Origin of the sequence: Salinispora pacifica DSM 45544 (assembly GCF_000378845.1) — a bacterium.
Taxonomy (GTDB): domain Bacteria; phylum Actinomycetota; class Actinomycetes; order Mycobacteriales; family Micromonosporaceae; genus Micromonospora; species Micromonospora pacifica.
In genome coordinates this window covers 581,895-603,118 of sequence record NZ_KB905359.1, presented here as the reverse complement: position 1 = coordinate 603,118, position 21,224 = coordinate 581,895, and the positions used below count along the sequence as shown (strand labels likewise).

21 protein-coding genes and 5 pseudogenes are annotated in these 21,224 nt (G+C 67.5%); 7 read left to right on the top strand and 19 right to left on the bottom strand.

Annotation, left to right across the window (positions count from 1 at the left end):
• Window positions 1–60 precede the first annotated feature (60 nt).
• On the bottom strand, window positions 61–672 hold the full coding sequence (locus tag SALPAC3_RS0102755) for a GNAT family N-acetyltransferase (protein WP_018219740.1): 612 nt from the start codon (window positions 670–672) through the stop codon (window positions 61–63).
• A 1,116-nt stretch (window positions 673–1,788) separates the two neighbouring features.
• Between SALPAC3_RS0102755 and SALPAC3_RS0102750 the strand changes: the two genes are divergently transcribed.
• Window positions 1,789–2,979, top strand: a complete 1,191-nt coding sequence (locus SALPAC3_RS0102750) for a cytochrome P450 family protein (protein ID WP_018219739.1) — start codon at window positions 1,789–1,791, stop codon at window positions 2,977–2,979.
• Here SALPAC3_RS0102750 and SALPAC3_RS0102745 read toward each other — a convergent pair.
• On the bottom strand, window positions 2,962–3,645 hold the full coding sequence (locus tag SALPAC3_RS0102745; protein WP_018219738.1) for a DJ-1/PfpI family protein: 684 nt from the start codon (window positions 3,643–3,645) through the stop codon (window positions 2,962–2,964). The genes SALPAC3_RS0102750 and SALPAC3_RS0102745 overlap by 18 nt on opposite strands.
• A 92-nt stretch (window positions 3,646–3,737) precedes the next feature.
• Here SALPAC3_RS0102745 and SALPAC3_RS0102740 point away from each other — a divergent pair, with 92 nt between their 5' ends.
• Window positions 3,738–5,075, top strand: coding sequence for an aminotransferase-like domain-containing protein (locus tag SALPAC3_RS0102740; protein WP_018219737.1), 1,338 nt, complete (start codon window positions 3,738–3,740; stop codon window positions 5,073–5,075).
• Between the two features lie 241 nt (window positions 5,076–5,316).
• On the opposite strand, the pseudogene SALPAC3_RS27825 reads toward SALPAC3_RS0102740, so the two are convergent.
• From SALPAC3_RS27825 to SALPAC3_RS26585, 7 genes and pseudogenes are all read right to left on the bottom strand, one after another.
• Window positions 5,317–6,474, bottom strand: a pseudogene (locus SALPAC3_RS27825) (IS3 family transposase).
• A 321-nt stretch (window positions 6,475–6,795) separates the two neighbouring features.
• A complete protein-coding gene (locus SALPAC3_RS25275; protein WP_018219735.1) occupies window positions 6,796–7,245 on the bottom strand; it encodes an NUDIX domain-containing protein in 450 nt (149 codons plus the stop codon).
• Window positions 7,246–7,419: 174 nt separating this feature from the next.
• Entirely contained in the window at window positions 7,420–7,956 is a 537-nt protein-coding gene (locus tag SALPAC3_RS0102715) for a GNAT family N-acetyltransferase (RefSeq protein WP_026185174.1), read from the bottom strand.
• A 146-nt stretch (window positions 7,957–8,102) separates the two neighbouring features.
• Window positions 8,103–8,306: a hypothetical protein gene (locus SALPAC3_RS0102710; protein ID WP_018219733.1), complete on the bottom strand. Its 204-nt coding sequence runs from the start codon at window positions 8,304–8,306 to the stop codon at window positions 8,103–8,105.
• Between the two features lie 129 nt (window positions 8,307–8,435).
• Window positions 8,436–9,109, bottom strand: a pseudogene (locus SALPAC3_RS25270) (cytidylate kinase family protein).
• Between the two features lie 95 nt (window positions 9,110–9,204).
• Window positions 9,205–9,669 carry a transcriptional repressor LexA gene (gene lexA / locus SALPAC3_RS26590; protein WP_232430448.1) on the bottom strand — a complete coding sequence of 155 codons (465 nt, stop codon included), beginning with the start codon at window positions 9,667–9,669 and terminating at the stop codon, window positions 9,205–9,207.
• A gap of 22 nt (window positions 9,670–9,691) precedes the next feature.
• Window positions 9,692–9,853, bottom strand: a pseudogene (locus SALPAC3_RS26585) (LexA family protein); the annotation flags it as partial.
• Between the two features lie 549 nt (window positions 9,854–10,402).
• On the opposite strand from SALPAC3_RS26585, the gene SALPAC3_RS25260 reads away from it, so the two are divergent.
• Window positions 10,403–11,062 carry a Tn3 family transposase gene (locus tag SALPAC3_RS25260; protein WP_050563677.1) on the top strand — a complete coding sequence of 220 codons (660 nt, stop codon included), beginning with the start codon at window positions 10,403–10,405 and terminating at the stop codon, window positions 11,060–11,062.
• 21 nt (window positions 11,063–11,083) lie between these two features.
• Here SALPAC3_RS25260 and SALPAC3_RS0102690 read toward each other — a convergent pair whose 3' ends face one another.
• From SALPAC3_RS0102690 to SALPAC3_RS0102680, 3 genes are read right to left on the bottom strand one after another with little or no spacing between them, the layout of a single operon-like run.
• Window positions 11,084–11,746, bottom strand: coding sequence for a methyltransferase family protein (locus tag SALPAC3_RS0102690; RefSeq protein WP_018219729.1), 663 nt, complete (start codon window positions 11,744–11,746; stop codon window positions 11,084–11,086).
• Window positions 11,746–12,489, bottom strand: coding sequence for a cation efflux transmembrane domain-containing protein (locus SALPAC3_RS0102685; protein ID WP_026185173.1), 744 nt, complete (start codon window positions 12,487–12,489; stop codon window positions 11,746–11,748). The genes SALPAC3_RS0102690 and SALPAC3_RS0102685 overlap by 1 nt, the downstream gene beginning before the upstream one ends.
• Entirely contained in the window at window positions 12,489–12,824 is a 336-nt protein-coding gene (locus SALPAC3_RS0102680; RefSeq protein ID WP_018724890.1) for an ArsR/SmtB family transcription factor, read from the bottom strand. Before SALPAC3_RS0102680 ends, SALPAC3_RS0102685 begins: the two co-directional genes overlap by 1 nt.
• A gap of 346 nt (window positions 12,825–13,170) precedes the next feature.
• Between SALPAC3_RS0102680 and SALPAC3_RS0102675 the strand changes: the two genes are divergently transcribed.
• Both SALPAC3_RS0102675 and SALPAC3_RS0102670 read left to right on the top strand, forming a co-directional pair.
• Window positions 13,171–13,815: a DsbA family protein gene (locus tag SALPAC3_RS0102675; RefSeq protein WP_018219726.1), complete on the top strand. Its 645-nt coding sequence runs from the start codon at window positions 13,171–13,173 to the stop codon at window positions 13,813–13,815.
• Window positions 13,812–14,444: a vitamin K epoxide reductase family protein gene (locus tag SALPAC3_RS0102670; RefSeq protein WP_018219725.1), complete on the top strand. Its 633-nt coding sequence runs from the start codon at window positions 13,812–13,814 to the stop codon at window positions 14,442–14,444. Before SALPAC3_RS0102675 ends, SALPAC3_RS0102670 begins: the two co-directional genes overlap by 4 nt.
• A 23-nt stretch (window positions 14,445–14,467) precedes the next feature.
• On the opposite strand, the gene SALPAC3_RS0102665 is transcribed toward SALPAC3_RS0102670, so the two are convergent.
• The 3 genes from SALPAC3_RS0102665 to SALPAC3_RS0102655 all read right to left on the bottom strand — a co-directional run bounded on the left by SALPAC3_RS0102665 (window position 14,468) and on the right by SALPAC3_RS0102655 (window position 16,549).
• Window positions 14,468–14,719 carry a helix-turn-helix domain-containing protein gene (locus SALPAC3_RS0102665; RefSeq protein WP_018219724.1) on the bottom strand — a complete coding sequence of 84 codons (252 nt, stop codon included), beginning with the start codon at window positions 14,717–14,719 and terminating at the stop codon, window positions 14,468–14,470.
• A gap of 755 nt (window positions 14,720–15,474) precedes the next feature.
• A complete protein-coding gene (locus SALPAC3_RS0102660) occupies window positions 15,475–15,873 on the bottom strand; it encodes a cyclic-phosphate processing receiver domain-containing protein (RefSeq protein ID WP_408640396.1) in 399 nt (132 codons plus the stop codon).
• 55 nt (window positions 15,874–15,928) lie between these two features.
• Window positions 15,929–16,549 carry a hypothetical protein gene (locus SALPAC3_RS0102655; protein WP_232430447.1) on the bottom strand — a complete coding sequence of 207 codons (621 nt, stop codon included), beginning with the start codon at window positions 16,547–16,549 and terminating at the stop codon, window positions 15,929–15,931.
• Between the two features lie 447 nt (window positions 16,550–16,996).
• Between SALPAC3_RS0102655 and SALPAC3_RS29160 the strand changes: the two are divergent.
• Window positions 16,997–17,480: pseudogene (locus tag SALPAC3_RS29160) on the top strand (transposase); the annotation flags it as partial.
• An 87-nt stretch (window positions 17,481–17,567) separates the two neighbouring features.
• Here SALPAC3_RS29160 and SALPAC3_RS26580 read toward each other — a convergent pair.
• On the bottom strand, window positions 17,568–17,891 hold the full coding sequence (locus SALPAC3_RS26580) for a helix-turn-helix domain-containing protein (RefSeq protein WP_027647004.1): 324 nt from the start codon (window positions 17,889–17,891) through the stop codon (window positions 17,568–17,570).
• A complete protein-coding gene (locus SALPAC3_RS25255) occupies window positions 17,888–18,613 on the bottom strand; it encodes a tyrosine-type recombinase/integrase (protein ID WP_018219719.1) in 726 nt (241 codons plus the stop codon). Before SALPAC3_RS25255 ends, SALPAC3_RS26580 begins: the two co-directional genes overlap by 4 nt.
• A 339-nt stretch (window positions 18,614–18,952) precedes the next feature.
• On the opposite strand from SALPAC3_RS25255, the pseudogene SALPAC3_RS0102635 reads away from it, so the two are divergent.
• Window positions 18,953–19,339 (top strand): annotated as a pseudogene (locus SALPAC3_RS0102635) (transposase); the annotation flags it as partial.
• A gap of 1 nt (window position 19,340) precedes the next feature.
• On the opposite strand, the gene SALPAC3_RS0102630 reads toward SALPAC3_RS0102635, so the two are convergent.
• Window positions 19,341–19,613 carry a hypothetical protein gene (locus tag SALPAC3_RS0102630; RefSeq protein ID WP_232430446.1) on the bottom strand — a complete coding sequence of 91 codons (273 nt, stop codon included), beginning with the start codon at window positions 19,611–19,613 and terminating at the stop codon, window positions 19,341–19,343.
• A gap of 325 nt (window positions 19,614–19,938) precedes the next feature.
• On the bottom strand, window positions 19,939–21,210 hold the full coding sequence (locus SALPAC3_RS0102625) for an RCC1 domain-containing protein (protein ID WP_080635110.1): 1,272 nt from the start codon (window positions 21,208–21,210) through the stop codon (window positions 19,939–19,941).
• Window positions 21,211–21,224 lie beyond the last annotated feature (14 nt).

Here is a 21,224-nt window from a genome sequence, read left to right as displayed (position 1 = left end):
GCTGATTCTGCCGACCAACACTGGCACCTGGTACTGCCCGTTCGGCCGATCTGCCGGCGGTTAGGTTCCGTGTGTCCCGGGTACCGGGTGGCGTACGACGGCTGGTCGGTTTGCCAGCCATTCCTGGCGGGTGGTCGCGTATTCGACCTCACCGTGTTCGCTGCCGGGCAGCGGGGCGTCGAAGTCCAGGTGGAAGGTGCGTACGTAGTCCAGCCCGACCGCGGCCATGGTCGCGCGCGAGGGCAGGTTCACCGCCATCGTCTCGGCGAAGATGCGGTGCAGGCCCAGGTCGGCGAAGCCGTGCCGGATCAGTTCCCGGGCGCCCTCGCTGGCCAGGCCCTGACGCCAGTACCGGCGCAGTAGTCGGTAGCCCAACTCCGCCTGCCCCTCGACCGGCCCCTGATCCGCACGCTCCGGCGGCTGCAGAATCCACCATCCGACAAACGAGCCCGCCACCAACCCGGCCCAGAAACCGAGGCCGGGAACCACCGACGCGGTGGCGATTCGCCGCCGATGCGCCTGCTCCACCTCCGCCCGCTGCCGCGGCCGGCCCAGATAACGCATGACTTCCGGATCTGCATCGAGCTGGACCTCACCCTCCAGGTGATCGTCGCCCAACGGCACGAGTTGGATTCGCGCGGTCCACAAGGTCGCCTGGGTCACGAGCGGCATACTGCCCTGGTCGAGCGGCTCGCCTCAATCGATTTCCGCTGCGCGGTGGCATCCAGGGATGCTGGGTATCGGCAGCGGGCGGTGCGGCGGTGGCACACCGGACAGACGATCCTCACTCGCCGGAAGCGTTGTGGCCGGCGCCTTTGGTTGCCGCCTCGTCGTCCAGTTTTCCACCTGGGTGCACCTCGGACGACGAGCTACCGGTTACTTCCTGCTCGGCCAAGCCCGCAGGAAGTGAGCCGCCGAGGAGATTGGTGCCGTCACTGTAAGGTTCTTTCGGTATCGTGAAGTATCACAACTCCATGATCGATTACCGATAGGATCTTCCCCTGCGACTAACCTCCACGCAGGTTTAGTTACCACACCAAGCCGCACTCGGCGACATCATCAACCGATCACGCAATCACCGGTAGTTCACGCCATACGAATTCATGTAAGCGAACTCGTGGCAACGTGCCTCCGATCGGCCATTGTGGCCGGACCAGCTACCATAAGCAGTATATTCGCTTCCGCTGTTCTCAGTGCAGCGCACAAACTGCTGGAATTGATTCCAGTTGCCGCCGTTGCAGATTGACCACCTCAAGCCGCCATACGAGCCCAGCGAAGTGCCTCCAAGGGTGCACGACTGTGCTGCGCTTGCCGGAGAGGCTGGCGAGAACAGGGTCATGGGAGCTGCGATTGCGAGTGCTGCAATAACGGTCCGCAGGCCTTTTGTGCGATTCAACGAACACTCCGGCTCAGCACCGAGATTTGTCCGACGTGGCTTCAGGGCGGCGCCCACCTGAAGGCACTTCCCACGAAGCACTGGGAGATAGCCTGCGTGACGGATCCTCGGAGCCAACGGATGACGGCTCTTCGGAATTGGATGGAGTTCGCGGTTGGCGGTGACCCGGTGGCGCAGGCTTGCATCGGCAATCATCAAAGTAGCTGGCTACCCTCCGCCGTGGCACGCAGGTCACCCGCCGAGGGCGACGGGAGGCCGTGCGCCTCCATCGCGGTGCCACCCCCAACCGGCCACCACGAAGGCTCCTATAATCGACGAGGTCAGGGGTTCTGCTGCACCGATACACCGATCGTCGCCGCTGCCCGACTCCACACGTCGGCCCAGGAGTTGGCATGACGTCACAACCGGCTCCCGTCTTCGACCAGCTCCTGCTTCGTGACCCGCACCGGCGGTACAACGCGCTGCGGGACGAGGCTCCGGTGCATCACATCCGCACGCCAGACGGCGCGCCCGCGTGGCTCGTCACCCGCTACGACGACGTACGAGCGGCATTCACCGACCCGCGTCTGTCGGTCGACAAGCGCCTCAGCAGCACCGATGGTGAGCACGGTTCGTCGCTGCCCCCCGAGCTGGATGCGCATCTACTTAACCGTGACCCACCCGACCACACTCGACTCCGACGTCTCGCAGCGGCCGCCTTCACCCCTCGCCGCGTCGCCGACCTGCGCCCCGCGGTGGAGCGGATCGTCAGCACGCTGCTGGACGGTCTCGTCGGCCACGACCAGGCGGAGCTGATCGGCTCCCTCGCGTCACCGTTGCCCCTGCAGGTCATGCAGGAACTCCTGGGCCTGCCCACCCAGACCAGCGTCGACTTTCGGAGGTGGACGAACACTCTGCTCTCCGCCGACGCCAACCAGCCCGCCCAGTCCCGATCGGCCATGGCCAACATGCGCCGCTTCCTGGTCGAACAGCTGGCACACAAGAGGGCACGGCCCGGCGACGACCTGCTGACGGGTCTCCTCGCCGCCCGTGAGGACGACGACCGGCTCACCGACGACGAACTCGTCGCGATGCTCTTCCTGCTGATGTTCGCCGGCTACGACAACACCGCCGCGCTCATCGGCAACGTAGTCCACGCGCTGCTCACCAACACGGAGCTACCGGCGGCGGTACGCACCGGGTCGCTGGCCCTCGACGAACTCGTCGACGGTGTTCTGCGGTGGAACCCCTCCTTCCCGCTGGCAGTACGACGATTCGCCCGCGAACCCATCACCATCGCCGGCCAGACGATCCCCGCCGGTGATCGCATCTGGCTCTGTCTGGCCAGCGCGAACCGCGACCCCGCACAGTTCACTGCACCCGACACACTCGGTACGACCGGCATGCGGCGCCCGCACCTGTCCTTCGGGCACGGCATCCACTACTGCCTGGGCGCACCACTCGCCCGGCTCCAGACGACCGTGGCCGTCACCATCCTGCTCGACCGTTTTCCCGGGATCCGGCTGGCCGTGCCGGCCCACGACATCCGGTGGCGGGAATCGTTTCGACTACGCGGGCTGGTCGCCCTACCGGTGTTCCTGTAGGGCGACTGGGTGGCAGCGGGGCGGGCCAGCGTCGCCGCCCCGGCCCGCGAGCGCCGACGCGGGGGCGGGCAGGTAGGGGGAGATGTTGCGCCAGACACGCTCGATGTATTCCTCCTTCTCGCCGACCGGGACGACATAGTGCAGCGCGCCTTCGGCGGCGTCCTTGCCCTGGAGGCGGGCGATAGCCCAGGCGGCGAGGTAGTGCGAGGCCAGGCAGCCGCCCGCGGTGGCGACGTTGTCCTTCGCGTAGAAGGGCTGGTTAAGCACCTTGACGCCGGCGGCGATAACCCAGGGCTTAGTGATCGGGTCGGTGCAGGCGGGGATGTCGTGGAGCAGACCAAGCTTGGCCAGTACGAGTGCGCCCGAGCACTGCGCCGCGATGAGTTGGCGCGAGGGATCCAGATCGCGTAGGACGTTCATGATTGCCGGGTCTTCGACGACTTCACGGGTGGCAATGCCGCTGCCGACGATTACGGCGTCAGCGGCGCATGCCTGCTCAAGGGTGGACATTTGCTCGATAACCACCCCGTTCATCGACGTCACCGTGGGGCTAGGGGTGGCGATCGTGACGCGCCAGCCGTCGGTCTTGATGCGGTTGAGCACACCGAGCGCGATCAGGGAGTCGAGTTCGTTGTAGCCCTCAAAGGTGAGGATGGCGATATGCACGGTGGCTGTCCTTCCGGCTGGGCGGGTCTGGACCGACGGTAGGAGCCAGCGAACAGAACAGTCAAAAAATTGTCATGGATACAATTCGGCGTATGGCATCCGCACGTTACAAAGCCCTGGTGGACGCGTTCGCATCCGACATCCGCGCGGGGCGGCTCGCCGCAGGTACGCGGCTGCCGACCCACCGTGGGCTCGCCGCCCGCGAGGGCATCGCCGTGGTCACCGCAACCCGGGTGTACGCCGAACTGGAAGTGATGGGCCTGGTCAGCCGGGAACAGGGCCGCGGCACGTTCGTACGCGACCCCGCGGTTCCGGTCGGCCATGGCATCGATCAGCAGGCAGTCGCCACGGATGCGGTCGACCTCAACTTCAACTATCCGTCGCTGCCCGGCCAGGCCGCCCTCCTACGGCAGGCCCTGCGGGAGGTGGCCACCTCCGGTGACCTCGACTCCCTGCTGCGCTACCAACCGCATCGAGGCCGTCCCCGGGACAGAGCCTCGATCGCGCGGCACTTGAGGCGTCGCGGAATCACCGCCGACGCGGATCAGATCCTCATCGTCACCGGCGCGCAGCACGGCCTGGCCGTCACCGTCATGGCCGGGCTCAATGCCGGCGACGTCGTCGTGGTTGACGCACTCACCTACCCGGGCTTCAAGGTGCTCGCACACGCCTTCCACCTCGACCTGCAGCCCATTCCCACAACTACCGACGGACCGGACCTCGAAGCCCTCGAAAAGCTGTGCGCGGCCCGCCCGGTGCGCGCGATCTACACCATGCCCACCCTGCACAACCCGCTAGGCTGGGTTATGCCGGCGGCCGACCGCGTCCGTCTGATCGAGATTGCCCGACGGAATGGCGCGATCATCATTGAAGACGCCTCCTACGCCTACCTGGTCGAGGACCCCCCACCGCCGTTGGCCGCGACCGCGCCGGAGATCACCGTCTACGTCTCGGGACTGTCCAAGAGCATCGCCACGGGCCTGCGGGTCGGCTTCGTCCTCGCTCCGCCGACCACCGTGCCCGCACTCGAACGCGCGATCCGGGCCACCACCTGGAACACCCCGGCACTGACCACCGCGATCATCTGCCGCTGGCTCGAAGACGGCACGGCGGACCAGCTAGAAGCGCAAAAGCGCGACGACGCCAGGGCCCGCCAAGCACTCGCCCGACAAGAACTGGCGGGCCTGCCGCTCATCAGCCACCCCTCGTCTTACTTCGCCTGGCTGCCGCTGCCCGACGACGCACGCGCCGATCGCCTGACCGCCACCCTCGCGCGGCACCACATCTCGGTCACCACGGCGCAGCCGTTCACCACCACGGTGCACACACCGCAGGCGATCCGCCTCGCCCTGGGCTCCACCGACCTCGACAGCCTCCAATCGACGCTGCGTACCGTGCGACGCCTCGCCTTCGAGGACACCTACGCCTGACTGCCACGGTGAACGGCCGCGGGTGCGGTCACCGTCGAGTTCAGCGCATCGGTGGAGGCGGACCCGGGAGGTGCCGGCTGCCGCGCAGGTCCGCGGCCAATGCGGGTGGCGGGTCCGGAGCTTCCGCAGGAACGCTTCATACGCGCTGGTAAGCGTGAAATGCCGGAACGACTTCGCTCGGCCGAGCTTCGGGTCATCCGGAGAGGATGGGGTCTGCTGCACCGATGGGTGACGGTTCCAGTTACGCGGCCTGACTGGCCGGTGGGGTCATGGTGGTCTCGTACTCGTTAGGGGTCAACCGGGACAGAGAGTGTCGTCGGCGGCGGTGGTAGGTCCGTTCGATCCAGGTCACGATCGCGGTCCTGAGCTGCTGGCGGGTGGTCCAGGTCCGCCGGTCGAGGACGTTGTTCTGCAGCAGGCCGAAGAACGATTCCATGGCGGCGTTGTCGCCGGCGGCGCCGACTCTGCCCATCGATCCGGTCATGTGATGCTGGTGCAGGGCGTGGACAAATTTTCGCCCTGCGACCCACGGTCGGTGTGCAGCACGCAGCCGGCCAGCCGGCCGCGTCGGGCTACGGCGTTGTACAGGGCGTTGACGGCCAGCCGGGACTTCATCCGTGAGTCGATGGAGTAGCCGACAATCCGCCTCGACCACGCGTCCTTGATCGCGCACAGGTAGAGCTTGCCCTCGCCGGTGCGGTGTTCGGTGATGTCGGCCAGCCACAACCGGTTCGGGCCCGCTGGCGGTGAAGTCCCGTTGCACGAGGTCGTTGTGAACCGGTGGACCGACCTTGCCGCCCTTGCCGCGCTTCTTGCGCTTACCGAAGGCGCTCCACCAGCCATTGTCCGAGCAGATCTTCCACCCGGTGCGCTCGGCCATCGCCTGGCCGGCGGCGCGGGCCTCATCGACCAGGAACCGGTACCCGAACTCCGGGTCATCGCGGTGGGCATCGACCAGGGCGTTCGCGCGATGAGCGGCGACGAGTTCGGCGTCACCGACGCTGCCGGCCGAGCCACCGGTAGTAGGGCTGACGAGCGATGTTCAATACCCGGCACGTCACCGCGACGGGGATCCCGTCGGCGGCCAGCTCGCTCACGAGCGGGTAGAGCCTTTTCCCGGCAGATGCGCCTGCGACAAGTAAGCAGCGGCCCGACGCAGGACCTCGTTCTCCTGCAGCAAGCGGATCCGTTTGCGGGCCTCGCGCAGCTCGGCTGACTCGCCACTGGGCGTGCCGGGCTTCGCGCCGGCGTCGATGTCGGCCTGACGCAGCCACTTGAACAACGTCATCGGGTGGACCCCGAAGTCCTTCGCGATCTGCTCGACCGTCACTCCCGCCTCGCGGTCACGAGCCACCCGCACGACGTCATCACGGAACTCTCGGGGGTAAGGCTTGGGCACAGCGACATCCTTCCAGCCCGCCCACAGGGCAAGCCAACTCAGATGTCACCTACTGGTACAGCAGACCCGAACGACGCCGACCGCAGATGCTCCCTGGGTGTCGGCGTACGAGTTGCAGTACAGAGCTGCGTACGCCACCGAGTACACAGCAGCTCTCGATACCCGCAAGCTCAGCGGCGTGCTGATGGCCGCGCCGCCGTCAGCACGCAGAGACCATCGTTTACGCAGAGCGACGTTCACCGGGCCCTGACGATGTCCGGATCTGCCGATGACCGGATGCAGGCGATCCATCCGGACGGTAGTGACGAGCAGCGATGGATTTTACGGACCGCTCGGCGATGCGGTTGTCCGTGGCTCGTCGCGACGAGCCAGCCGGCCGAGCTCAGGCAGGGAACGAAGCAATGCCGGCAGGGCGCCAAACACGAGGGGAAGGCCGCCCAACTCGTTGATCCCGACCCACGCGATGTCGTCATGCTCCTCAGGAGCACGGTTGATCGGAGAGCCAACCCAGTCCCCGATCAGCCAGACGCTCACGTGAACGGCGTCCTCACCACTGCCGGCATGCCAGTCGCCCAACCGGGAAGAGGACTCCATCACAATGTGAACGCCCAGCTCCTCTCGCATCTCACGCGCGAAGGCTTGTAGTTCCGGCTCACCCGCTTCGACATGCCCGCCGGGCAAATCCCAGAGATCCGGATATGCCCGGCGGGTCGGGCTGCGGTGTACCAGCAGGATCGCGCCGTTCTCCACGAGTGCGCCACAGACGACCATATGCACGGCGGGATGAGAGCACAGGGGTAGGACAAGTTCGCTTCAGCCGAAGGCCACAGCCGACGGTGACACTCAGACGTCCGGATCTGCCGCTGACGGCGCCGCACCAGCGCCGGTCGTGCCGAGAACGGGACCATCGATCATGCCGAAGTGCGGGCGAGTGCAAGGCGTCACCTATCGCGGCTGATACCAGAGGTAGGGACGTTCCTCACCGGGCAACAGCAAGTCGATCCGCCGCAGGGGGAGTCTCTCCAGCGCCGCACGGGATGTCCACTCGCCCGGCAGGATGCGGAAGAGATGCATTTTTATCGGCCAGTCGTTGACCAGCCAGTCGTTTACGGCTTCCGCGACCACCTCTGCCAGTCCGGTGCCTTGTTGGTCCTGACGAAGCCAGAAGGTGACCATCGCGGAGTCTGGCGGGAAGGTGTCCATCGTCTGCGGTTTTGCTCGTACCCGACGCAGGTACTCGTGGAGCGGGTTCAGGTACAGGCATCCGAGCGCTTCGCCTTCCAAGGTTGCAAGCAGGACGAAGGTGAAGGCGCGGCGGGCCTCATGGTCGGCTTGGTGCTTCGCGACAAGCTTCAGGTCTTGCTGCAAGGTGAACCCTTCAACGGGCCACCGACCATCGCTATGCACGCGAACGACATCCGGGCTTGCCATGTAGGCGGCGTAGTCCAAGGCGGCGACGTCCTTGGTCAGCGGCTTCGCCACAAATGTGGCGTGCTGCAGTCGATGTGGCACTGGTGCGCCAGGGCCAAGCACTTTCACCTCCTGGTTGGGGCAACCGCTGCAGTCACACACTCCAAGCCATCCAGACGTCCGGATCTGCCGCTGAGCACGCGCGACCCCTTACCAAACTAGAGGTGGTCGCAGTACGGAGAGCAACGACGGCCAAGGGCGTGGCCCAGGTCCCGCAGAAAGGTGCCCAGGCGCTCGGCCTCTTCGGCCGTGGGCGGAGTGATGGCTGCGCCGGCCGCGATGTGCTCTCCGGCCTCGTAGAGCGCGACGTACAGATCTTCCGCGGTGGTGCGGTCGAGCCGCAGAACGATGTCATCGCGCATGCGCAGACCCTAATCGCACGTCTCGCAGCACCGGTTGGCCAAGGTCGGGTGCGCGGATCTGCCGCGGGCCACGGAGCGCCGCCGGCCGTCCCAGTGCGGCGGCGCACGGACGCGCCGGATTGAGTGCGGTCAGCGTGTTCGGCTCTGCCAGACCGGCTGCTGGGGCTCGTCGTTGTGCACGATGATGTCGACGTGATGGGTCGGGCGCACCGTAGCGAAGTAGAGCTGTTGGGAGGGGATGTAACGCTCGCGCCAGCGCCGTTCGACTTCGGCCGGAAATGACACCCGGCGTTCTCGGATTACGGCACGATCCACGGTCTTCTCGAGTGCGGTCGAAACGAAGATGCGCAGGTCCCACCGTTCAATCAGTTCCGGGCGCATGAGGAAGACGCCGTCGAAGATCAGCACGGCGTCGGCGGGGGCAGTGGTGACCGGCGTGGACAGCGCAACATCCGCTGTGCGGTCGTAGACCGCGTGTTGAAAGTGTCGATCGCCGCCGGGGCCGAGCGGATCGAGCAGAACCCGGTTCAGCGCGTCGTAGTCGTGGGTGTCGAAGTAGCAGCCTTCGGCCGAGTACTCGCCTCGCGGATAGCGCTGTGCCCGGGGGAAGAGGAAATCGTCGATCGTCGCGCGGATGACGTCGCGGCGCTGTGACGTAAGACGACGGCCAGCTCGTCAGCGAGCGTGGTCTTGCCTGCGGCGGGCGGTCCGTCGATGGCAACCCGTGTCGGATGTGCGATCGTGACGGACCCGACTGCCTCAGCCAAGCGGCCGAGCAGCTCGTCGCGGGTGCCTTGGTCCATGTCCGGTCCCGTCCTAGTTTCGTGAAGGCCGCCGGTCCAGCCGACCTTACGCGCTCCAGCACTGATCTCTTGCCGCGCGCTACTGGCGGACACGCTCAGCTACGACGCAGCACACCGACCACCTTGCCGAGAACTACCGCGCGGTCACCGAGGATGACGGGGTAGCGCGGGTTGCGGGGTAGCAGGTCCACGGCGCCATCGCGGATGCGCAAGAAATTGACGGTGGCCTCGTCGTCGATCATCGCGGCAATGCTGTCGCCACTGTCAGCCACCGCTTGCTGCCGCACCACGACGACATCCCCGTCCGCGATGCCAGCTTCGACCATCGAGTCTCCGCGGACATGCAGCGCGAACAGCCTTCCCTGGCCGACGAGCTTCCTGGGCTGGGTCAGGACTTCCTCGACGTACTCCTCGGCCAGAATGGGAGCGCCGACAGCGATCGAGCCCAGCAGCGGCACCTGAACGCCAGAGCGCGTCCGGACCGCCAGAGGCGTCTGGGCGTCGCGATGGGCGGGCGTCAACGGCGCGTGGCCCGCGTGCAGCCCGGCGCAGGAAGCCACGCTGTTGGAGCACCTTCAGGTGGTGCGCCACCGACGATGGGGACCCGAGCCCGACCGCAGCACCTATCTCCCGCACCGTCGGTGGATACCCGTAGCGTTCGACCCACTGCCGTATCACGGCCAGGACCTGCTGTTGACGAGGACTTAAGCCGGACAGGTCCGGAGGCAGGTCCGAGGATGTCATCCTCGGACGATACCCCTCGTGTTCGATCAAATGTACTAACCGCTCCGCGTGGCCAGCTCGGTCTACCAGGTACGTCACCCCCGGGGTTCGGTTCAACCAGGAGCACGGCACCCGTCTCACTGGGTCGGGTCGCAGATAGCCGGGCCAACGACTTCACCTTCGGCGGGAAGTCGCAGATCCACTGGGACAGGACAACCAGCACTCGACCACGCGGCAGCGACCGCGAACCTCGGTACACCATAACAGTCATTATGATGTACCGAGATTTTGTCCGCTTTGTGACTTCCTTTGGATTTCCGGATTACCAATAACAAAAATTCGATAATTGGCCACTGGTTGTGCCTGAAGATGAGGGAGAGCGTTGGTGCCGCTGATGTGGCGGCGTGCGGTGCTGAACAATCCGGCGCTCGGCGGTGCTCGCGCCTTGTGGGAGACCGGGGTCTTCCGTGGGAGGCCGTCTGGGGTGTCAATGAATCTCGAACGTAATCACTGCCGGAGCCTGCGAACCTGCGCCGGCTCAAGCGGGAGATCGAACGGCAGTGGGGCACCGTGGCGTTGATTGACACCGGCATCAAGGCCGCCGCGGCCGGCGATCACGGGCACAGCGAGGACGACCTGCGGTATGTGCGCCGCCGATTCTTATCGACCGAGAGCGCACGGGCGATGGCCGTGGAGATCACCAACGCCACCTTCGCCGTGCGCTCCGAGAGCATCTGGGGCACTGGGTCGACGGCGGTGGCCAGCGACTCGACGCACTTCGGTGCTTACGACCAGAACATCTTCACCCAGTGGCACTCGCGCTACGGTGGCCGCGGCGTGCTCATCTACTGGCACGTCGAACGCACGTCTATGGCGATCCACTCCCAGCTGATCTCCTGCACTGCGTCCGAGGTCGCCGCGATGGTAGAGGGCGCGGTCCGGCACGGCACCACGATGCAGGTGGAGGCGAACTATACCGACAGCCACGGCCAGTCCGAGATCGGCTTCGGCATCACCCGGCTGCTCGGCTTCGACCTGCTGCCGCGCATCAAGCGGATCAACCACGTCAAGCTGTACCGCCCCGCCGCTGGCGAGGCTGGTGCCTGGCCGGGGTTGGCGCCGGCGATGATGGCCGGGCGATCCGCTGGGATCTGGTCGCCGAGCACCTCCGCGCCCGGCAGTGCGGCTGGCCCGGTGTCCGGACCGGGCGCTACGGCAGAGCTGCCGTAGCGCGCGTGCGCCTGGTCGTGCTCAGGGACCGGCGATGCTCGTGCGCGTCCCGGTGGCCTGCTCCGGTCCTGTGCCGGGTGGGGTTCTGAGGCGGCCGAGGCCGGGCAGGAACCGGCCCACTCGGGTGGCGTAGGCGGTGTAGGCCGCGCCGTGCAGGCGGATCAGGTAGGGCTCCTCGGCGGCGCGGACCTGCAGCTGCACCGACACGACCAGCGCCAGTGTGGCGGCTAGGGAGATCAGGTTGGGGGTCATCAGGGTGATGCCGAGGCTGGTGGCGGTCATCGCGGTGAAGATCGGGTTGCGGGCGAGGGCGAAGACGCCGGTGGTGACGAGCGCGGTGCGCTCGCCGGGGTCGAACCCGATGCGCCAGGAGGCGCCCATGTGCAACTGCGAGACGAGGGTGGCCAGCACCCCGGCCACAGCCAGGACCAGTCCGGCTGTGCCCACCACCCGGTGGTCGAGCACGCCGAGCGGGGGCAGGCCCGCGATCGCGGAGACCGGGCCGGCCGGGCCGAGCAGCAACGCGGCGGCGAACAGCAGCTTCGCCCACCATCGGAGGGTGCCGGCCGGCCCGGCGTCCAGGCGCAGCCCGGTATCGCCGGTGCGGCGCCATTGCACGACGCTGCGCCATCCGAACGCCAGCGCCAGCCCGGCCAGGTAGATGGTCAGAGCGGCTACGGCCATCACCGCGCCCCGGACTCGGTCGTGTCGCAGCAGCCGTCGCCGCAGCCACCGGCGGTCGCGTCACCAGTGGTAGCGACGGCCGGGGTGGCGTGCAGGGCGGCGTTGGGCGCGCAGCAGGTGTCGCCCTTCCACGCCTCGCGGCCTTCCTTGACGGCGACGGCGGCGATAACCAGGGCGGCGATCGGGTCGGCCCAGGACCAGCCGAACAGGCTGTTGACCGCCAGGCCGACGAGTAGGACCGCGGACAGGTAGGTGCACAGCAGGGTCTGCTTGGAGTCGGCCACCGCCGTGCGGGAACCGAGTTCGCGGCCGGCCCGGCGCTGCGCGTACGACAGCACCGGCATCACCAGTAGCGACACCGTGGCCAGCACCAGGCCGACGCTGGAGTGCTCAGCCTCGGCGCCACCGAGCAGCGCGCGCACCGACTCCACGGTGATGTACGCGGCGAGGACGAAGAACGACACGGCGATGATGCGCAGCGCCGTCTTCTCCCGCGCTTCGGGGTCTCGGCCAGCGAACTGCCACGCCACCGCGGCCGCGGAGGCCACCTCGATGATCGAGTCCAGGCCGAAGCCGATCAGCGCCGTCGACGAGGCGAGGGTGCCGGCGGTGATCGCCACGACCGCCTCGATCACGTTGTAGGTGATCGTCGCGGCGACGAACAGCCGCACCCGGCGGGCGAGCACCGCCCGCCGGGCTGGTGTCGGTCCGGCCGGGGTGAGCTGGATCAGGGGCAGGCTCATCAGCAGCAGCCCTTCGAGTCGGAGTCCGGGCACGCGGCCGGGTCCACGGCCAGGACCAGGCCGAGCAGGTCACCCAGGGCATGCGCCAGCCGCGGGTCGGCCAACTCGTAGCGGGTACGTCGGCCCTCCGGCGCGGCGACCACCAGGCCGCAGCCGCGCAGGCAGGTGAGATGGTTGGACAGGTTCTGCCGGGTCGTGCCCAGCAGCTCGGCCAGCTCCGCCGGATATCCGGGCCCGTCGCGCAGCGCCAGCAGCAGCCGCGCCCGGATCGGATCCGACAGCGCGTGGCCGAAGCGAGCCAGCACTTGCCCGTACGTCAACGTCTCCACACCCACAATAGTACACCCGATGCTGTACTAACGGCAGGGGATGCGTACTGCCTCACAGGGAACCCCCAGCAGCCGCTCAGCCACTGAATAAAGCCGCCGCTGTATCCTCGCCGGGGTTGTGGAAGGGGCGCCCGAGCGGACGGGCCCGCCGGATGAAGGGATGCTGATGGGGACGAACAACGCTCGTAAGCGCACGGCTAAGGGGCCCTCGGGCGCCGGCGGCGCCCGGCCCGGTCGTCCAGGAACGGGTGTGCCCCACGGCGGCACGGGGTCCGCCCGCGCGGCGGGAGCGGCCCCGTCCAAGGCTGCCCAGTCGGCGGCCAAGGCAACGCGGAAGATCCGCAAGACGGGCATGAGCACGAACCTCAAGGCGACCCTCGGCGTGCTGGCCATCGCGCTCGCCGTGCTGGCCGGCGTGGTGCTGGTCAACCGCGGCGGCGACAGCACGCCGGCGGCCGTGGCCGAGGCGGTCGTGCGCCCCGACAGCCACCGGCTGTCCACCGCGGTGGACAGCAAGACCACCGTGGTGGAGTTCCTCGACTTCGAGTGCGAGTCCTGCTTGGCCGCCTACCCGAGCGTGGAGAAGCTACGCGCCGAATACGGCGACCGGATCACCTACGTGGTGCGGTACTTCCCGATCGCCAGTCACCCGAACTCCTACAACGCCGCGCACGCCGCCGAGGCCGCCGCCCGGCAGGGCAAGTTCGAGGCGATGTACAAGAAGCTGTTCGACACCGCCACGGTGTGGGGTCACCAGCAGCAGTCGCAGGCCGCCGTGTTCGAGGGCTACGCCCAGGAACTGGGCCTGGACATGACCCGGTTCAAGGCCGACGTGGCCAGCACTCAGGTCGCCGACCGGGTCAAGGCTGACGCCTCCGACGGCGAAGCCCTCGGCGTGCAGGGCACCCCGACGTTCTTCATCAACGGCGAGAAGTTCGCCGGCCGCCCCGACTACGCCGGTCTCAAGGCCGCCGTCGACGCCTCGCTGAACTCGTGACCGCGACCCTGGCCGACACCGCTGCCAAGCATCCGGCCGGTGACCCGCCCACCCTGGGCTACCGGGTGATCGGTTGGACGCTTACCATCGGCGGGCTGATCGGCGCCCTCGCCGCGTTCGTCCTGACCGTCGAGAAGATCGCCCTGCTCAGGGACCCCGGCTACACGCCGACCTGCTCGATCAACCCGATCCTGTCCTGCGGCTCCATCATGGCCACCGGCCAGGCCGAGGTGTTCGGATTCCCGAACCCGCTCATCGGCCTGGCCACCTTCCCCGTCGTCGCCGCTACCGGCGCCGCCCTGATCGCCGGCACCCGGCTGCCCCGCTGGTGGTGGCTCACCCTGCAGGCCGGCACCGTGTTCGGCGTCGGGTTCGTGCACTGGCTGTCCTTCCAGAGCCTCTACCGCATCGGCGCGCTCTGCCCGTACTGCATGGTCGTCTGGGTCGTCATGATCGTGCTGTTCACCTACACCACCCTGCACAACCTTGACCGCGGCCACCTGCCCGCGCCGCGGCGGCTCACCGACACGCTGCTGCAGGTGCACAGCACCATCCCCACCGTCTGGCTGCTGATCCTCACCGCGCTGATCGGTCTGAAGTTCTGGGACTACTGGCGCACCCTGCTCTGACCACCCCCGCCCAGGGCGGAGCCTCAGTCCCGGCGGGGGTCAGGTGCCCGAGCCGATGCGGCGCGCTCGATCGCTCGGTACACCGTCGAGCGGGCGACGCCGAACAACTCGGCCAGCTCGGCGCTGGTGTGCTCGCCGGCCGCGTGCAACGCCACGAGATGCGTCTCCTGCCGCGGGTTCAGCTTGGGCTGCTTGCCGCGTACGCCACCGAAGGCACAGCAGCTATCGACATCTGCGAGTGCGGCGGCGAGCTCGCGGCCGAGCTGGCTCAGCAAAGATCGACTACAGTCGGTCATGTTGGCCGACTCGGCGGCGTCCGGATCTGCCGAAAGTAGTGCGTTCTTCGTGCCGCGGCGGCGAAAGGGATGCCGGTAAGCCTTGGGTGTTCGGGGCCGGCGCGAATGACGATGATGCGGTGGTCGTCGAGTCGACGACGTACCAGATCCGGCCGGCGAGCCGTAGAGTGCCCGGCGTGTCTGATCATCCGTCCGGTTGTTCCTGCTGCTATGAGCCTCTTGACCCACAGACTTCGACATCCGGTCGGCTGCTTCTGATCCGATCCTTGCCCTGTCGGAACAGGAACGGGCGGCGGTGTGGGGCGCGGTCGGAACCTGATGCAGGCCGAGGGGTAGGAGCCTTCGTGCGCGGCTCGTAGCCGTCAATCACACGATTTGCCGCGATCAAAGCGCACGGACCTGCACGCACGCAACGTCGCAGCCCTGACCACCCTGGCGGCACCGGAACACCGTCGCCAGCTTCGACGGGCGGCAGCCAGGTTGTTGAGGACCGCGTGGATTTACCCTGGTGCGTGCCCGCCCATGATCTGCCCCTCATCGCCTGCGGCGGGCCCTCCCTGCCCGGTCATTTCCGCCGGCTACGAGCGGGTCATCGGCTTCGCCGCAACAGCGGAGGAAGCCGCGGAGCTGGTAGTCGAGAACCTGCCGCCCGCCCCGACGCTCACTGGCTCGACGCACTGATCTGGCCGTCCGAGTGTGGCGGCCGTCGGACGGGGGGCTTCGAGCCGGTCAGCTCACACGGGGCCGTCGAGATAGCCGACGTCGGTAGAACCTGACGCGACGCGGACGCGATACCCCCAGTGCCGTAAGACCTGGGCGATCTTCGCGGCGCCGGCCGGGTTGGCGGAGTGGACGTTGATGACGCCGACGTCAAAGGGGCGCTTGTCGAAGGCGGCCCGCTCCAGGACCGCCACGACCGGCCAGATCGTGTCGTCCCCGCCGAGATCGTGGTCTAGCCACAGCTCGTCCAAGCGCCGGTCCCGGCACCGTTCGAGGAGTTCAACTCCTGCGGCGCTGGTACGGGCCACCTGGGCACCACGGCCATCCACGAACGAACGAAGGTCATCGATCAGGACAATCGTTCGGCGGGCATCCACGCGATGATGATGCCTGGCAGCATCGTGTTGCGACATCCGGATTTGCGGCGGATCGGGGGTAGGTCACTGCTGCAGGCTGTCACCGATAGGACTACCGGCCGTCTTCCCACCGTGCGGCCGCCCACGCTCGTTCGAACTCCTCACGATCGATCTCCTGGTTCGGCAACTGCGGATCGAAAAGATCTACCATCGGCGGATTCAAGGGCCAGTCCTCGGAGTCGGTCTTGATCCCGGTGCCGTCCTCGGCTACCTCCACCTGCCGGACAAGGCGACCGTCCGGCCCGATCTCCATCAGGTACGTCGCCGGCTCGTCGCCGTCCCACACCTGACGCAAGAACAGCACCTGCTTGTCGGCGAGCGCGCCGAAACCGGGCAGCGCGCGCTGCTTGTCGCGCGTGGCGCGTAGTTCGTTCAAACCGGCAGGAGGAGTCGCCGTATCGATGTCTACCTCGTCGAGATTCCAGCCCTCGGCGCGCGCGACAGCGGCGGGGTCGTCGACGACCTCGACCTGGGCGAAGGTTTCCCGCACCTCGCGGACCGACCTGGCGCGAATCCACCACCACAGGCCACCCATGCCGTAGTCGTGAAGAACGAGGTACCGCTGCGTCGACATCACATCAGCATGCCTGGCAAGCGCTCCATGCCGCCGACCGGGGCGACTGGTCGCTGCCCATCCGCTCATGCCGCGATCCGGGAGGTAGCCCACGTCCATCGACTACTCATCGTGAGCAACAGGCGTGCGTTCACCGGGGCGGTCGGCGCCACAACGTCCCCCAGCGCTACTCACCCGGGTCCTGCACATGTGGCGTGCCTGGCTCTGCGCCGGAACCGGTACGTCGACAGGTGTCGTGCTGTTCGGCCGAGGATCCCCGCGAGCCCTTGTCGACGCGGACGTGGAGCTTGCCGAACCGGCCCAGGTCCCATTTCACATCGGCCAAGTCACCACTGAGATCAATGTTGCGGATCCAATTGCGGCGACCTTACCGGCCCCTGCCGATGGGTGCCACCCCGGAGAAGAGGCATCTCGCAACGACCTCAGAAACGGCGTCGTGAAGCAGGCCGCCCTGACAAAGCTCCAGCCATGTCCAGCCGTATCGAAGTTTCGTTGTTGCTGGCATGACGGACCGAGTGGAAGCGATCGATGCGATGGCGGGGTTTCAGCTTGGTCGGGCTGTCGCTGGCGCCGGAGCACCGGCGCGGGCACGGCGCGTTGTATGACGCGCTCAACCACGGCCATATCGAGGTGCAGGCGCTGCGCGGGCAACTGGCCAAGACGCGGTAAGGACGAACACCGGATGATCCCGGGCTGGCCGTACTCGTTTGTCGCCGCGCTGGAGACCGGTCGCACCTCGTGGACCGCGCTGTTGGACGCGGTCCGGTTGCCGCCGGGCGCGGACGTCACCGCGATAACGTGCGCGCAGATCCGGCAGCTCGTCGACCGGCTGACCGACGCCGGCCAATGGCAGGCTGGCGACCGCGACATCGTGATCGTGTTGGATGCCGGCTACGAAGCGCCGCGGATCGCCTGGCTGCTGCGCGACCTGCCGGTGGAGACCCTCGGCCGGATGCGTTCGGACGCGGTCGCAGCCAGCGCACCGGCCCCGGTCAGGGTTGTCGTGGCGGAAGACCGATCAGGTGATACACCGGCGGCCGCCGAGTCTGCCCCAGGCCAGGCAGTCGATGCAGCTGCGGCGGCCCGATCATGTCGGCGGTCCGGCACCGGGCCGAGCTCATGCTGGTGGCAGCGAGCGTCCGTCCCGGCGCCGCGGCGCCACCACGATCATGGCACCGACCGCGGCTTGTTGGGGCGTCTGCTCCGCTGCGGGTCGGGTGACCTTGTCCGGCTCCGGGATGAGCACGTCGGCCACGCCGCAGCCGAGGACGGCGCAGATCACGTCGAGGTCGTCGAGCTTGATGCTGGCCGGCTGTCCGGACCACAACCCGGACATCTTCCCCGCGGAGATGCTCAGGCCTCGTTCGGCGAGCATGCGCTGCAGCTCGCTGGCCTTCCAGATGCCGCGTTGGGCGGCTGCTAGCCGCAGGTTCCACTTCACGGCGTCACCAATCCCTTCAGCCGTTCGGCCGCCCGTTGCTGCTCGGCCACCCAGGCGTCCTCCACATGGGTGCGATGGACATGGACGTAATGCAAGGTGGTGGCGATCCAGGCATGTCCGAGGACCTCCTGGATCGCGATCAGGTCCATCCCGCCGGCATACAGCTGGCTGGCGCAGTAGTGCCGCAACACGTGAGGAGTCAGCGCCTCGGGCCGCTCCGGCAGGTGAATGCGCGCGGCCGCGGCGAGTGAGGCGCGCACCGCGTCGTCGCCGACACGGGCGGCACTGCCGTCGGCGCGCCGGCGTTCGGAGGGAAACAGCGGGGCCCCGGGCCGGGCGTGGTCGTCATCGAAGTGTCCCCACACATCCTCGACGAACCAGCGCAGGGTCGCTCCGGAGTTGTTGATCAGCGGAACCATCCGTTCCCGTGGGCCGGAGCCCCGGGCGCCCTTGCCGTTGCGCACGTGCAGTTTGTCGAACCAGCCCAGGTCCCACTTGACGTCGGCAAGATCGAGGCTGCGCAGCTCGTTGACCCGAAGTCCGACCTCGGCCACTGGAGTCACGTCGTAGAAGCCGCCGAAGTGCTCGTACTCGTCACCATCGAGATACGCCTGATACTCATCGCCGTCCATCAGGCAGACCCTGGCGGTCGAACCACGCAACCTGATCTCGAACACCGCACCGCCCGCGCACGTACCGAAGTTCCAGTAGAGGTGATCCACACGCTATGTGTAACCGACGACCACAGTTGGTAGAAAGCCCCGTGGGCGTAGGTCGTCAACATTCGCCGACTCCAGGGGGACGAGGAGTCCCTCCTGAAGGGGGGTGTCTGGGTTTCACACCGCGTCGGCGGGATCTGTCACAGGGCACCTGACCTGCACTGTGAGTGGCTGTGCCGGTCCGCCGGTGGTTGCTCGTTCGACGACCAGGTGACGAACCCCTACGGATCCCCTGATGGAAGGGCTAACGCCGCTCGCAGTCAGATGCTCGGAAGGCCAGGCGGCAGCGTGTTGCCAGCGAAGCGTTCCGCCGGCACCGGACCACGCGACCGTGACAAGCTTCCCGGTCTGGCCGATGTGACCGGCGCCCGCGTTTTGGCCGAGATCGGCGACGACCGCGCCCGGTTCGCCGATGCCCGCGCGTTGAAGGCCTACGCCGGCGCGGCCCCGGTCACCCGCGCGTCCGGGCGCAGCGTCTCCATCACCCACCGCAAGGTGAAAAACGATCGACTTGCCGCTGCCGGTTATCTGTGGGCCTTCGTCGCCGCCACCTACGCCGAACCCGCCAAGCAGCACTACCAGCGCCGCCGAGGTCACGGCGGCCCCCATCCCGCAGCCCTACGCCACCTGTTCAACCGGCTGCTTGGCTGTCTCCATCACTGCTTGGCCACCGAACAGCTATACGACCCGACCAAGGCCTTCGCCCAGGTAACGCCGACAAGCCCCTGAGTCAGTCCCGTACTGCTCGGGCAACTGCATCCAGCAGATCCCGGGCACCGGCACAAACATCGGGGTCAGATTCGACCAGCAAGCCCTCAACCACGGCTCGGAACCGCAAGCGATCCCCCGGCTCGGCGCAGGACAGCTCGAACAGGATGCTGCCCAAGGCAACGTAGATGTGATCCGAGGTCTCCGGCTCCGCGACGTGCCAGGCCGCAGCCAGCAGTCGCAGCGCCGGTGCGTCACCACGCCGCAGCAGCGCCTCAGCAGTCGCGTCGGTCACCGCGGTGTTATCACGATCGAGAAGGAGAGCGCGCACCGCGACATCCACCGGCTCCTGCCCGACAACAACACTCAGACAGCGCCCGGCCTCCACCCGGTCCGACCACACCTGTGACCGAACCAAGCGCACAGCTTCGTCCGTATCCACTGGCAAATCATCCCCTGCCCTTGACCCTCAACGGACATCGGAGGTCTTGCACTATTAGTGACTCCAGCGCCAACGGCATCCGAGGCGATCTGGCGCTAAGCGCACGAGGTTCCGTCGCACCTTGGCTTACTCCCAGGTTCAGAACGGACTGAAGAACAGGCCGGCGCTTTGGGCTGCCTCAGCGTAGGCGGCGGGTCGATCGGTGTTGGTGGGCGAGGTAGATGAAGGTGGCGCCGGTGAAGATGAGCAGGATAGCGGTGGTAAGGGTGATGGGCAGGCTGGCGCTGCCGGTTGTGGGCAGATCGGGTGGTGCGGTGGAGCCCGGCGGTGGTGCGGTGGAGCCCGGCGGTGGTGCGACCAGAGCCATGCTGTGGGCGGCGCCGGCGGCGATGGCGGTGACCGTGGTGCCTGCGGGCAGGCTGACCTCGACAGGTGTGTTGCTGTCGGTGGTGGTTCCGTCGCCCAACCGGCCGTCGGAGTTGCTGCCCCAGGCGAGGACGGTGCCGGCGGAGGTCACGGCCAGACTATGACTTGCGCCGGCGGCGATGGCGGTGACCGTGGTGCCTGCGGGCAGGCTGACCTCGACAGGTGTGTTGCTGTCGGTGGTGGTTCCGTCGCCCAACCGGCCGTCGGAGTTGCTGCCCCAGGCAAGGACGGTGCCGGCGGACGTCACCGCCAGACTGTGGTCGTTGCCGGCGGCGATGGCGGTGACCGTGGTGTCCGCGGGCAGGTCGACGGCTACGGGCGTGCTGCTGTCGGTGGTGGTTCCGTCGCCCAACTGGCCGTCGGAGTTTAGGCCCCAGGCGAGGACGGTGCCGGTGGACGTCACCGCCAGGCCATGGCCGATGCCGCCGGCGATGGCGGTGACCGTGGTGCCCGCCGGCAGGCTGACGGGGACCGGTGTGCTGCTGCGGGTGGTGGTCCCGTCGCCCAGCTCGCCCCGGTCGTTGTCGCCCCAGGCAAGGGCGGTACCGGAGGAGGTGAGCGCGTAACTGTGGTCGTCACCGGCGGCGATGGCAGTGACGGTGGTGCCCACCGGCAGGCTGACCTTGACGGGTGTGATGCTGTCCGTGGTGCTCTCGTCGCCCAGCTGGCCAAAACGGTTGTCGCCCCAGGCAAGGGCGGTACCGGAGGAGGTGACCGCCAGACTGTGATCGTTGCCGGCGGCGATGGCGGTGACCGTGGTGTCCGCGGGCAGGTCGACGGCTACGGGCGTGCTGCTGTCCGTAGTGGTCCCGTCGCCTAGCTCGCCGTCTTTGTTGTCACCCCAGGCGAGGACGGTGTCCGACGCATCAGAGGCTACTGCTGGCTCGTTCTGCGCTACCGCGGGCGACACACCGGCCGATTGTGAGAGCGTCACAGCTAGGGCGAGGCAGAACCACCCGGCAACGGCCCGACCCGCCCGGTGTGCTCGAACGCTACGACTTGCCCGCTGACAGATTCCCTGCATTGTCCCTAACCTCC

What these genes read in the sequence shown, in the direction of transcription:
- SALPAC3_RS0102750 (WP_018219739.1), top strand. Translation starts at nt 1,789, where the DNA reads ATGACGTCACAACCGGCTCCCGTCTTCGACCAGCTCCTGCTTCGTGAC.
- SALPAC3_RS25275 (WP_018219735.1), bottom strand. Translation starts at nt 7,245, where the DNA reads ATGGTCGTCTGTGGCGCACTCGTGGAGAACGGCGCGATCCTGCTGGTA.
- SALPAC3_RS0102655 (WP_232430447.1), bottom strand. Translation starts at nt 16,549, where the DNA reads ATGGACGTGGGCTACCTCCCGGATCGCGGCATGAGCGGATGGGCAGCG.
- SALPAC3_RS0102625 (WP_080635110.1), bottom strand. Translation starts at nt 21,210, where the DNA reads ATGCAGGGAATCTGTCAGCGGGCAAGTCGTAGCGTTCGAGCACACCGG.
- SALPAC3_RS0102690 (WP_018219729.1), bottom strand. Translation starts at nt 11,746, where the DNA reads ATGGCCGTAGCCGCTCTGACCATCTACCTGGCCGGGCTGGCGCTGGCG.
- SALPAC3_RS0102675 (WP_018219726.1), top strand. Translation starts at nt 13,171, where the DNA reads ATGAGCACGAACCTCAAGGCGACCCTCGGCGTGCTGGCCATCGCGCTC.
- SALPAC3_RS0102685 (WP_026185173.1), bottom strand. Translation starts at nt 12,489, where the DNA reads ATGAGCCTGCCCCTGATCCAGCTCACCCCGGCCGGACCGACACCAGCC.
- SALPAC3_RS0102660 (WP_408640396.1), bottom strand. Translation starts at nt 15,873, where the DNA reads ATGTCGCAACACGATGCTGCCAGGCATCATCATCGCGTGGATGCCCGC.
- SALPAC3_RS0102710 (WP_018219733.1), bottom strand. Translation starts at nt 8,306, where the DNA reads ATGCGCGATGACATCGTTCTGCGGCTCGACCGCACCACCGCGGAAGAT.
- SALPAC3_RS0102755 (WP_018219740.1), bottom strand. Translation starts at nt 672, where the DNA reads ATGCCGCTCGTGACCCAGGCGACCTTGTGGACCGCGCGAATCCAACTC.
- SALPAC3_RS0102740 (WP_018219737.1), top strand. Translation starts at nt 3,738, where the DNA reads ATGGCATCCGCACGTTACAAAGCCCTGGTGGACGCGTTCGCATCCGAC.